Source organism: Sphingomonas sp. Leaf33 (assembly GCF_001421785.1).
Taxonomy (GTDB): domain Bacteria; phylum Pseudomonadota; class Alphaproteobacteria; order Sphingomonadales; family Sphingomonadaceae; genus Sphingomonas.
Genome location: NZ_LMLB01000001.1, coordinates 2161663 through 2172251, shown reverse-complemented (window position 1 = coordinate 2172251; position 10589 = coordinate 2161663). Strand labels below are relative to the sequence as shown.

The following is a 10589-nucleotide window of genomic DNA, read 5'->3' as shown; positions in this document are numbered from 1 at the left end:
CCCTCCACCGATGCTTCGCCTGCTGCACGCCCCCTCCACCAAGCCGCGTTCCGCGTCTCGGTCCCCCTCCCCGTGAGCGGGGAGGATCTGAAGGTCAAACCAACGCCTTCGCCTCGTCGTCCATTTCGCCCGAGACTTCGGCCGCCTGCAGCAGCATCTCGGTATGTGCCGCCCCGGATGGGATCATCGGGAAGCAGTTCGCGAGCTTGGCCACGCGGCAGTCGACCATCACTGGGCCGTCATGGTCGAGCATCGCGGCGATGCCGTCGTCGAGTTCGTCCATCCGCTCGATCCGGATGCCCTTCCAGCCATAGGCCTCGGCCAGCTTCACGAAATCGGGCAGCGCGTCCGAATAGCTCTCGGCATAGCGCGACTGGTAGGTCAGTTCCTGCCACTGGCGGACCATGCCCATGTACTCGTTGTTCAGGATGAAGATCTTGACCGGCAGGCGATACTGGGTCGCGGTCGCCAGTTCCTGGATGTTCATCTGGATCGACGCTTCGCCGGCGATGTCGATGCACAGCGCATCCGGGTGGCCGAGCTGGGCGCCGATCGCGGCAGGCAGGCCATAGCCCATCGTGCCGAGACCGCCGCTGGTCAGCCACTTGTTCGGCCCCTCGAAGCCGAAGTGCTGTGCCGCCCACATCTGGTGCTGGCCGACTTCGGTCGACACGATCGGGGCGCGGTGCTTCGTCGCGTCGTACAGCGCCCGGATCGCGCGCTGCGGCATGATCTCGGTACCGTCGCCTTCGGGGAAGTCGAGGCAGCGGGCTTGGCGCCAGCCCTCGATCCGGCTCCACCATTCGGTCAGGTCGGGCGTCGGGTGATCGCGCTTGCCCCACACGTCCACCATCGCCGCCAGCGCGGCGCGGGCGTCGGCGATGATGGGCAGGTCGATGCGGACCGTCTTGTTCACGCTCGACCGGTCGATGTCGATATGGACCTTGCGGCTGTTCGGGCTGAACGCGTCGAGCCGGCCGGTCACGCGATCGTCGAACCGCGCGCCGACCGCGATGACCAGATCGGCCTTGTTCATCGCGAAATTGGCTTCGTAGGTGCCATGCATCCCGAGCATCCCGAGCCACTTCGGGTCCGACGCAGGGAAGGCGCCCAGGCCCATCAGCGTCGACGTGACCGGCGCGCCGGTGATCGCGACCAGTTCGCGCAGCAGCCGCGACGCTTCGGGGCCGGCGTTGATGACGCCCCCGCCGGTGTAGAACACCGGGCGCTCGGCCGCGGCGAGCATGTCGACCGCCTGTTCGATCGCCGCCATGTCGGGGTCGACCTGCGGGCGATACGTCTTGTGCCGGATCGGGCCGGGCGCGGTGTAGCGCGCGGTCGCGACCTGGACGTCCTTCGGGATGTCGACGACGACCGGGCCCGGACGACCCGAGGTCGCGATATGGAACGCCTCGTGCACCGTCGCGCCGAGTGTCGCGGGGTCCTTCACCAGATAATTATGCTTCGTGCAGTGGCGCGTGATCCCGACCGTATCCGCTTCCTGGAACGCATCGGTGCCGATCAGCGCGGTCGGGACCTGCCCGGTGATGACGACCATCGGGATCGAATCCATCAGCGCGTCGGTGATGCCGGTGACGGCATTGGTCGCCCCGGGCCCCGAGGTGACAAGCACGACGCCCGGCTTGCCGGTCGCGCGGGCGTAACCCTCAGCCGCATGGGTCGCAGCCTGTTCGTGGCGGACTAGGATGTGGCGGATCGCCGACTGCTGGAACAGCGCGTCGTAGATCGGCAGCACCGCGCCGCCGGGATAGCCGAACACGACCTCGACGCCGAGATCGGTCAGCGCCTGGACGAGGATGTTCGCTCCACTCATTTCGGTCACGGCAACGGCCCCTGATCGTGTTCGCACATGCAATAGGAAAGCGGCTGCTAGCGACACAAAAAATATGCGTCAAGCTTTATAGGCGTAATCTTGTTTCAAAATCAACAGTCATATCGTCTGTTTGTGTCTCAGGTCTGCGCGGCCATTCCGGAGGGGGCTGGTTGCGGAACCAGGTGTACTGACGCTTTGCGTATTGCCGGGTGGCGAGGGCGGCGCGGGCGAAGGCGCCCTGGCGGGTGAAGTCGCCGTTCAGCCAGCCGGCGATTTCGGGCACGCCGATCGCACGGCGGACGGGGGCGTCGGCGGGCACATCGTGACGCGCGAGCAGCGCCGCGACTTCGGCGCCGCCGCCGGTGTCGAACATCGCCTCCAGCCGGGCGTCGCAGCGCGCCATCAGCCAGTCGCGCGGTGGTAGCAGAATCGTCGCGGTCAGCGCTACCCGGTCGCCGATCCCGCCGCTGCGCTCGGCCTGCCAGTCGGCAAGCGGTCGGCCGGTCGACAGCACGACCTCCAGCGCGCGGGCGACGCGCGTGGTGTCGGCCGCGTTCAGCCGCGCGGCGGCAGCGGGATCGTGCGTGGCGAGCCGCTGGTGGTTGTCGGCGACGGATGCGGCACGGACCTCCGCGCGAATCGCGGGATCGATCTCGGGGACGGGCGCGATGCCGTCGATCAGCGTGCGCAGGTAGAGCCCGGTGCCCCCGACCAGGATCGGCAGCCCGCCCGCGGCGTGCACCGTATCGATCGTCGTCGTGGCCTCGGCGGCCCAGCGCGCGGCGGAATATGCGGTGTCGGCGCCATCGACATGGCCGAACAGCCGGTGCGGGGCGCGGGCCTCTTCCTCTAGGCTCGGGCGGGCGGAGAGGATGCGCAGGTCGGCATAGACCTGGCTGGCGTCGGCATTGATGACGGTGCCGCGGTGGCGTTCCGCCAGCGCCAACGCGAGTGCGGACTTGCCGCTGGCGGTCGGCCCTGCGATGAGCGCGAGCCTGGGTTTCACTGTACAAAACCCCGTTCGGGCTGAGCCTGTCGAAGCCCTGTCCTTTCTTTCGCGCGGAAAAAGGGCAGCCCTTCGACAAGCTCAGGGCGAACGGGGAGGGTTTGGGGGAAAGACGTGTTCACGGCGACCTTGATAGCACCGGGCAAGCTTTCGTCAGGCGACATTTCCGCCGCGCGGGACCGCCTGGCCGACGCCGGCTGCGCACCCGCCGCCTGGGGCTGGGTGGACGCGGGCGACGCGGGCGACATCGCCTTCGCGCTCTCGCCGGATGCTGCCCGCCAGGCGCTGGAAGGTGCGTTCCCCGGCGCCGACGTCGCGATCCAGCCGTCCGAAGGCCGGCGCAAGGCGCTGATCGTCGCCGACATGGATTCGACCATGATCACCGTCGAATGCATCGACGAACTCGCCGACTACGCCGGGATCAAGGCCCAGATCGCCGAGATCACCGAACGCGCGATGCGGGGCGAACTCGATTTCGCCGGCGCGCTGGATGCGCGCGTCGCGCTGCTCAAGGGCCTCGACGAAGGCGCGATCGACCTCTGCCTGGCGGAGCGGGTGACGTTAATGCCCGGCGCGTTGACTCTGGTCCGCACGATGAAGGCGCTCGGCGCGTACAGCGTACTCGTGTCGGGTGGCTTCACCCGCTTTGCCGAGCCGGTCGGGGCACAGATCGGCTTCGACCGTGTCGTCGCCAACCGGCTGGTGGTCGCGGCCGGTGCGCTGGACGGGACGGTGGCCAAGCCGATCGTCGATTCGGGCACTAAGCAGGCCGAGCTCGAACGCGCCATCGCCGAGCGCGGCCTGACCCCGGCGCAGGCGCTGGCGGTGGGCGACGGCGCCAACGACCTGGCGATGATCCGCGCGGCCGGCCTGGGCGTCGCCTATCACGCAAAGCCGATCGTGGCGGCGGCGGCGGGCGTGCGGATCGATCACAACGATCTCACCGCGCTCCTGTGGGCGCAGGGGATTTCGCGATCGGAGTGGGCGACGGACTGAGGCGGCGCGCCCGGCCTTACCGGCTGGGCACGCAGGGCTTGACCGACCCGCAGCCGCGCGCGGCTTCGGCCTGGCTGGCGTAGGGGCCGACCAGCAGGCGGGTCAGCGCGCCGGCCTTGACATAATAGGGCTGGCGGCCCGGGAAGCGACCCGAGAGCTGGCTCCACAGGCGGCGCGCGCCATCGGGGTCGCGGAACGCGCCGAGCTGGACGCGCCACGCGCCGCCGGCCGCCGGCTTGGGCTCGGGTATCGGACGCTCGGCGACCGGGCGTGGGGCGGGGCGGGCAGGGCGTGTGTCGATCACCTCGGGCGTCACCGATAGGGGCACGTCGGTCGTCTCGATCGGCCGGCGCGGGGGCGGCGTTCGGGTCGGTCGCGTCGCGGTGGCGACGGGCGGCGTGCCGGTCGACGGCAGCGGGCGTGACGCCTCCGTTTCGTAGCGGCGGGCAAGTTCGGTGCCCTTCTGCCGATCGCCGCCGGTGATGTAGCGGTCCATCTGCGCCAGCGTCTCGGCCGCCTGCGGCAGGCCGGCGGCGTTAGCGCGGGTCATCAGGGCATAGGCCTTGACCCAGTCGCGCTGCACGACGTCGGCGTTGAAGTACATCGTGCCCAGCACGTACTGCGCGCGCGGCTCGCCGCGGGCGGCGGACTTCTCAAGCCACGGCAGCGCTTCCTCGCGGCGGTTGTTCTGGAACAGCGCTAGGCCGTAATTGTCGGATGCCTGCGGGTGCCCCTGCACCGCGGCCTTGCGATACCATTCCTGCGCCATGGCAAGGTCGATGGGCACGCCGCGGCCGAGCTTGTAGGCCTGGCCCAGGTTGAACTGCGCATCGGCGTCACCAGCGACCGCCAGCGGGCGCCATTCGTCGATCGCCTTCCGGTAGTCGCCGCGGGCCCAGGCATCGACGCCCGCCTTCACATCGGCGGCGGCGGGTGCCGTCATCAGGGCAGCGGTCGCGACGGCCGCCGCGGTCCCGAACATCATCGCCATGCCAAACCGCTTCTTCGCCATCGCTACGCTCCACATCTGCGTCATTTAACGCGCATTAGACGGCGAAAGGCAAAGAAAAGGTAACCGCGGCGTAAACCTTGTTCGATACTATAGCCAAGCCGTCGGACGGAGCCGCTGCGCGGCGCCGCCGCCCGCCGTGGCGACTCCCTGGCCTGCGTGCGCAAGCCAGGGGCGCCCGCGCCCCGCCCGCCGTGACGTCTCCTGCCAGCGCTACCTCATGATGCACGGTCGCCGCGTTAACCTGTTCTTGACGGGGGGTGTGTCATTTCCGGCACCGTAACAACCGCAAAGGGTGGCAATGCGCGTATTGGCGATGGCATCGCAGAAGGGCGGATCGGGCAAAACGACGCTGTCCGGTCACCTGGCCGTGCAGGCGCAGTTGGCCGGGGCCGGGCCGGTCGTGCTGATCGACATCGATCCGCAGGGGTCGCTGAGTGACTGGTGGAACGAGCGGCAGACCGAATTTCCCGCCTTTGCCCAGACCACCGTCGCGCGGCTGGCCGCCGACCTGGAGGTACTGCGCCAGCAGGGGTTCAAGCTGGCGGTCATCGATACGCCGCCCGCCATCACCATGGCGATCCAGAGCGTGATCGCGGTGGCCGAGCTGATCGTCATCCCGACCCGGCCCAGTCCGCACGACCTGCGCGCGGTCGGCGCCACCGTCGACCTGTGCGACCGCGCCGGCAAGCCGCTGATCTTCGTCGTCAACGCCGCCACGCCCAAGGCGCGCATCACCAGCGAAGCCGCGGTCGCGCTGTCACAGCACGGGACGGTCGCGCCGGTGACCATCCACCACCGCACCGACTTCGCCGGATCGATGATCGACGGGCGCACGGTGATGGAGGTCGATCCCCGCGGCAAGTCGGCGGCGGAAGTCACCGCGCTGTGGACCTACATCTCCGACCGGCTGGAAAAGAATTTCCGCCGCACCGTCTTCGCCGCGCCGAGCACCGCCGGCTTCACCACCGCACGCCCCGCTGCCGGGTTCGGCCGCCGGGTGGTCAGTTGATGGGGGCCGCGATGTTCGGATCGATCAAACCCACCGCGTCGCTCTCGTCCGGCCTGCTCGCCCGCAAGGGACAGGCACGCCCGGCAATGCGGCCGCAGGGCTTTCACGGGCCTGCCGGCACGCTCGACGATCTCGGCTGGAACGACATGGGGGCGGAAGCACCCGAGCCCGCGCCGGTCGTGCCGCTGACACCCGCCGTGGCGCCGCCCGTCGCGGTCGTGCCGCCGGTACTGGTCGCCCGCGAGACACTGCGTGAGGAAATCGAGGCGGCGGCGGTCACCGTGCCGGCGCCCAAGGCCGTTGCGCTACCCGCCAAGGGCAAGGCCGCCTTCACGCTGCGGCTCGATCCCGACCGCCATCTTCGCCTGCGCCTGGCATCGGCCAGCCGCAATCGTTCGGCCCAGGCGATCGTCGTCGCCGCGCTGGACGCCTTTCTCGCTACCCTGCCCGAGGTCGACGGCCTTGCGCAGCACCTGACCGTCGAGACGGCTTCAAGGGGGAAGTCATGACCAAGCGTAACCTGATCGCCGCGGCCCTGCTGACGAGCGTCACGCTCGCCGGGGGCATCGCCGCCACCGCGTCCATCGATACCGGCAACCCGACGCGCGCCGCGTCGGAAGCGAAGACCGCGCGCAAGGCGCTCGACCGGCACGACGCCGACCGGGCGATCGCGAAGGCGGAGGCCGCGGTCGCGCTCGACCCGCGCAATTCCGGCTATCGCACCTTGCTCGGCCAGGCCTATCTGGCGGCGGGACGGTTTCCATCGGCGGTGTCGGCGCTGGGTGATGCCCTCTCGCTCGATCCGGCCGATGCGACCGCGGCGCTGCACCTGGCGCTGGCGCAGATCGCCACGGGTCAGTGGGACGCGGCCCGCGAGACACTGACGACGCATGATGCGATCCCGGCAAAGGACCGTGGCCTCGCCTATGCGCTGGCCGGCGATCCGGGCACCGCGATCACCGTGCTGACCCAGGCCGCACGCAGTCCCGATGCCGACGCCAAGACGCGCCAGAACCTGGCGCTCAGCCTGGCGCTCGCGGGTCGTTGGAACGAGGCGAAGGCGGTCGCATCCTTCGACATGTCGCCGGCCGACGTCGACCAGCGCATGGCGCAGTGGGCGGCGTTCGCGACGCCGAGCGGTGCGGCCGATCAGGTCGCGGCGCTGCTGGGCGTCGTTCCGGTCGAGGACGGCGGCCAGCCGACGCGCCTGGCGCTTGCCACCACCACCCCGAACATGGTCGCCGTCGCGCAGGCCGTGCCGACTGCCGACAGCCTGCCGCAGGCCGAGCCCGCCGCGCAGGTCGCCGAGGTCGCAACCGCCGCGCCGGCCGCGGGCAAGGTCGACGTCGCCAACATCGGCACGACCGCCGTCACCTTCGCGCCGCGCCAGGAAATCGTCCAGGCCCTGCCGATCACGGCGCCGCTGAAGGTCCCCGCCACGCGGACGGCCGTCATGCGTGCCCCCCTTGTGGTCGCCGATGCCGGGAAGGCGAAACCGATGGTCGCGTGGACCCCGGCCAGCGGCAATTTCTACGTCCAGCTCGGCGCGTTCGACAGCGCGGGCGTGGCGAAGGACGCCTGGGGCCGCCTGACGCACCGCATCGCGGCGCTGGGGGCGCATACTCCCACCGGCGCAAAGATCGCGAGCGGCGGGCAGACCTACTATCGACTCGCGGTCGGCGGCTTCGCCCGCGGCGATGCCGATGCGCTGTGCCGCAAGGTGCGCACAGGCGGCGGGCGCTGCTTCGTACGGGCCGGGGCGGGCGATGCGGTCGCGGCGTGGGTCAAGCCGGCGAAGGCGGGTGTCCAGCTGGCGATGCGCTGACCGGATTCTCCTATCGTCATCCCCGCGCAGGCGGGGATAAATAATCGCTGAACGCCGTGGGACTCACGACATTCAGCCAGAATTGATCCCCGCCTGCGCGGGGATGACGAGTTTTTGAGGCTAGGCGAGGATCTCCTTGCCGCCCTTGAACAGGCGCAGCACCTTGCCCTGCACCGGCAGGCCGTCGAACGGCGTGTTGCCGTCATTCGCTTCCGTGATCTGCCACGGCGCGCCCGCGTCGATCAGGATCAGGTCGGCGGGTTTGCCGACCTCCAGTGTCCCGCCATCCAGTCCCAGCACCTTGGCCGGGTTCGCGGCGAGCAGCGCGAACAGTCGGTCGTGCGGCAGCTCCATGCTGAGCGCGAGCGCCAGCAATGTCGTCGCGCCCGCCGCGCCCGAGGCCGAGTCGGCAAACGGCAGGCGTTTCTCCTCAGGCCCCCGCGGGTCGTGGCCCGACCCGATCACGTCGATCGTCCCGTCGCGCACCGCCGCTACGCACGCTTGACGGTCGGCTTCGCAGCGCAGCGGCGGCGAGAGGTGCGCATAAGTGCGAAAGTCGTTGGCGGCGATGTCGCTCAGCATCAGATGCGCGGGCGTGATGCCGCAGGTGACCGCGACGCCGCGCCGCTTGGCCGCGCGGATCAGGTCAAGTGCGGCGGCCGTCGTCACCTGGCGGATGTGCAGCCGCGCGCCGGTGTACTCCGCCAGCATCACGTCGCGCGCGACCGCAAGCGCCTCGGCGACCGCAGGGGCGGAGGGCAGCCCGAGCAGGGTTGCGGTCAACCCGTCGGTCGCCACCGCATCGCCGGTCAGGCCGGCGTCCTCGGCATGGGCGATGACCGTCAGCCCGCAATCGCGTGCGTAGGCCAGCAGCTTGCGCATCAGCCCGGAGTCGGCGATCCACCGCCGCCCGGTCGCGACCGCGCGCGCGCCGGCGCCGGCCATGATCGCCATTTCGGCGAGGTCTTGGCCCGCCAGCCCCTTGGTCGCGGCGGCGAGCGGGTGGATCCACAGCTCGGGCTTGCCCATCGTTGCGGCGCGGCGGACGATGCCGGGATCGTCGAGCACCGGCGACTGATCGGGCATCAGCGCGACCCTCGCGATCCCGCCGCGGCGGCAGGCGGCCTTGTCGGCGGCGAAGGCGGCGACGTCGATGATCGCGGGCGCCAGCGTCTTGCCACGGCAGTCGATCGTCTCGGCGTCACCCGCCAGCGTCTCGACGATGCGGTCGCCCTCGACCAGCAACTCGCCCTGACGGATGCCGCCGACCGGGCAGACGATCCGCGCGTTGACGAAGCGCAGCGCGCTCATGCCCAGCCCTCCACGCCGCGCGCATGGCGGGTCAGTACGTCCAGGCACGCCATGCGGACGGCGACCCCCATTTCGACCTGTTCGGTGATGGCGGAGCGGGTGGGGTGGTCGGCGACCTCCGACGTGATCTCGACCCCGCGGTTCATCGGGCCCGGATGCATGACCAGCGCGTGCGGCGCGGCGCGCGCCAGCCGTTCGGCGGTCAGGCCGTAGCGCAGGTGATATTCGCGCGTGGACGGGATGAAGCCGCCGGTCATCCGCTCGTTCTGGACGCGCAGCATCATCACCACGTCGGCTCCGTCCAGCGCGGCGTCGAAATCGGTGAACGGTGTGACGCCGAACGCCTCGATCGCAGGGGGCATCAGCGTCGATGGCGCACAGACGCGGACTTCGGCGGCAAGCGCGGTCAGCGCCAGGATGTTCGATCGCGCGACCCGGCTGTGGAGCACGTCGCCGCAGATCACCACACGTTGCCCCTCGACCGATCCGCGGCGGCGGCGGATGGTCAGCGCGTCGAGCAGGGCCTGCGTCGGATGCTCATGCCGCCCGTCGCCGGCGTTAAGCACCGGGCAGTCGACCTTTTCGGCGATCAGCCGCACCGCGCCGCTCGACATATGCCGGATGACGATCACATCGGCGCGCATCGCGTTCAGCGTGACCGCGGTATCGATCAGCGTCTCGCCCTTCTTCACGCTCGACTGCGCGGCGTGCATGTTGACGACATCGGCACCCAGCCGCTTGCCCGCGATCTCGAAGCTCAGCAGCGTGCGGGTTGAATTTTCGAAGAACGCGTTGATCTGGGTGACGCCAGCCAGCCGCCCGTCGCCCTTCGCGCGCGTCCGGTTCGCCTCGATCCAGCCCTCCGCCTCGTCCAGCAGGAACAGGATCTCGTGCGGCTGCAATCCGGCGATGCCGGTCAGGTCGCGATGCGGAAACGCGGCCCGGCCTTGCGGGTAAGCGTGGCGGTGGTGCAGGCGGCTGGGCATTAAAATCGCTGCCTAACGGGCGCGGGTTCGGGGGGCAATCGCCAAAGCAGACCGACTCGTCGCACGGCGGTTGTCGCTGCCGTGTCCGTCATGGAATCGCCACAGGACAGGGGATGGGCGAGTCGCACGAGTTTTTTGGCGAGGGCGGGGAATGGCAACAGCATATCGGCCGATCATGACGGACCGGGCCGTCACACGGCGGCGGACGGCACGACTGACGGCGGCCAGCGCGACGTCGGTCGCGGGCGAACTTACGGAAATCTCCGCCTACGGGTGCCGCGTGGTGATGCCGGTCGATCCGACGTTGGCTGGCGCGATCGAACTCAGCCTGGACGGCGCGTCGCCGGTCGGGGCGCAGGTCATCTGGAACCGCGCCGGCGTGCTCGCCTGTCGCTTCGACGCGCCGATGTCGCGCGCCCAGCTTCGCGCGCTGACCATCCAGGACAACTAAACTAGAGCGGTTATCAACCAATCTGCACCAGCGTGATTGTGTCAGGAAGGTTGCTGGCGAAGAGCGGCGCGAAGCAGGGGCTGGTCTGCCCCTGCAAGCGTCGCGACGGCGTCCAGCGGCCTTCCCGACACAACCCCTTCGGGGCGGGCCGATTTTGCT

At 69.9% G+C, this 10589-nt stretch carries 10 protein-coding genes; 5 read left to right on the top strand and 5 right to left on the bottom strand.

Features of this window, described 5'->3' with window-relative positions; genetic code table 11:
• Positions 1-94: 94 nt before the first annotated feature.
• Positions 95-1834 carry an acetolactate synthase 3 large subunit gene (locus tag ASE86_RS10590; protein WP_056427015.1) on the bottom strand — a complete coding sequence of 580 codons (1740 nt, stop codon included), beginning with the start codon at positions 1832-1834 and terminating at the stop codon, positions 95-97.
• Positions 1835-1919: 85 nt separating this feature from the next.
• On the bottom strand, positions 1920-2840 hold the full coding sequence (gene miaA / locus ASE86_RS10585) for a tRNA (adenosine(37)-N6)-dimethylallyltransferase MiaA (protein ID WP_056425699.1): 921 nt from the start codon (positions 2838-2840) through the stop codon (positions 1920-1922).
• Between the two features lie 114 nt (positions 2841-2954).
• Here miaA and serB point away from each other — a divergent pair, with 114 nt between their 5' ends.
• Positions 2955-3836, top strand: coding sequence for a phosphoserine phosphatase SerB (serB, locus tag ASE86_RS10580; protein ID WP_056425696.1), 882 nt, complete (start codon positions 2955-2957; stop codon positions 3834-3836).
• Between the two features lie 16 nt (positions 3837-3852).
• Here serB and ASE86_RS10575 read toward each other — a convergent pair whose 3' ends face one another.
• Positions 3853-4872: an SPOR domain-containing protein gene (locus ASE86_RS10575; RefSeq protein ID WP_235524041.1), complete on the bottom strand. Its 1020-nt coding sequence runs from the start codon at positions 4870-4872 to the stop codon at positions 3853-3855.
• 274 nt (positions 4873-5146) lie between these two features.
• On the opposite strand from ASE86_RS10575, the gene ASE86_RS10570 reads away from it, so the two are divergent.
• Genes ASE86_RS10570 through ASE86_RS10560 form a run of 3 tightly spaced genes read left to right on the top strand, consistent with a single transcriptional unit; the run spans position 5147 to position 7682 of the window.
• On the top strand, positions 5147-5857 hold the full coding sequence (locus ASE86_RS10570; protein ID WP_056425693.1) for a ParA family protein: 711 nt from the start codon (positions 5147-5149) through the stop codon (positions 5855-5857).
• A complete protein-coding gene (locus ASE86_RS10565; RefSeq protein ID WP_056425691.1) occupies positions 5857-6366 on the top strand; it encodes a hypothetical protein in 510 nt (169 codons plus the stop codon). The genes ASE86_RS10570 and ASE86_RS10565 overlap by 1 nt, the downstream gene beginning before the upstream one ends.
• Positions 6363-7682 carry an SPOR domain-containing protein gene (locus ASE86_RS10560; protein WP_056425688.1) on the top strand — a complete coding sequence of 440 codons (1320 nt, stop codon included), beginning with the start codon at positions 6363-6365 and terminating at the stop codon, positions 7680-7682. Before ASE86_RS10565 ends, ASE86_RS10560 begins: the two co-directional genes overlap by 4 nt.
• 120 nt (positions 7683-7802) lie before the next feature.
• Here ASE86_RS10560 and ASE86_RS10555 read toward each other — a convergent pair whose 3' ends face one another.
• Positions 7803-8993, bottom strand: coding sequence for a dihydroorotase (locus ASE86_RS10555; RefSeq protein ID WP_056425685.1), 1191 nt, complete (start codon positions 8991-8993; stop codon positions 7803-7805).
• Entirely contained in the window at positions 8990-9979 is a 990-nt protein-coding gene (locus ASE86_RS10550; RefSeq protein ID WP_056425682.1) for an aspartate carbamoyltransferase catalytic subunit, read from the bottom strand. The genes ASE86_RS10555 and ASE86_RS10550 overlap by 4 nt, the downstream gene beginning before the upstream one ends.
• A gap of 175 nt (positions 9980-10154) precedes the next feature.
• On the opposite strand from ASE86_RS10550, the gene ASE86_RS10545 reads away from it, so the two are divergent.
• Positions 10155-10430, top strand: coding sequence for a PilZ domain-containing protein (locus ASE86_RS10545; RefSeq protein WP_156347097.1), 276 nt, complete (start codon positions 10155-10157; stop codon positions 10428-10430).
• The last annotated feature ends 159 nt before the right edge of the window (positions 10431-10589 follow it).

Coding starts and splice junctions, on each gene's coding strand:
- ASE86_RS10565 (WP_056425691.1), top strand. CDS start 5,857: ATGGGGGCCGCGATGTTCGGATCGATCAAACCCACCGCGTCGCTCTCG.
- ASE86_RS10575 (WP_235524041.1), bottom strand. CDS start 4,872: ATGACGCAGATGTGGAGCGTAGCGATGGCGAAGAAGCGGTTTGGCATG.
- ASE86_RS10590 (WP_056427015.1), bottom strand. CDS start 1,834: ATGAGTGGAGCGAACATCCTCGTCCAGGCGCTGACCGATCTCGGCGTC.
- ASE86_RS10555 (WP_056425685.1), bottom strand. CDS start 8,993: ATGAGCGCGCTGCGCTTCGTCAACGCGCGGATCGTCTGCCCGGTCGGC.
- ASE86_RS10570 (WP_056425693.1), top strand. CDS start 5,147: ATGCGCGTATTGGCGATGGCATCGCAGAAGGGCGGATCGGGCAAAACG.
- ASE86_RS10545 (WP_156347097.1), top strand. CDS start 10,155: ATGACGGACCGGGCCGTCACACGGCGGCGGACGGCACGACTGACGGCG.
- ASE86_RS10560 (WP_056425688.1), top strand. CDS start 6,363: ATGACCAAGCGTAACCTGATCGCCGCGGCCCTGCTGACGAGCGTCACG.
- ASE86_RS10550 (WP_056425682.1), bottom strand. CDS start 9,979: ATGCCCAGCCGCCTGCACCACCGCCACGCTTACCCGCAAGGCCGGGCC.